A 223-nucleotide genomic window follows, 5' to 3' on the forward strand; every position below is an offset into this window, starting at 1 on the left:
AGGTTTGAAGAAGAACTCAACAACCTGCTGCCCCTTAGAGTCAACCGTGTCATTTCCTGACAGCCAATTTTCAATTTGGCGCTTCATTGTCCAGCCCGCTTTTAGCGTGACTTCGCGGGCTAAGACCCCATGCTTACATTCCAATACCCCTGAGGTCACTTCAACGACTTCTTTAGCACCAAATACGGACGGGAATATTTTATTTTCACCCAAGAACCTGACG

1 protein-coding gene is annotated in these 223 nt (G+C 47.1%); it reads right to left on the minus strand.

The window, feature by feature from the left end; translation table 11 throughout:
- Positions 1-223: hypothetical protein (locus PSI23_RS22570; RefSeq protein ID WP_273557109.1), on the minus strand; the 223-nt coding region annotated here is incomplete at both ends.

The organism is Xenorhabdus yunnanensis, assembly GCF_028598805.1.
GTDB lineage: Bacteria > Pseudomonadota > Gammaproteobacteria > Enterobacterales > Enterobacteriaceae > Xenorhabdus > Xenorhabdus yunnanensis.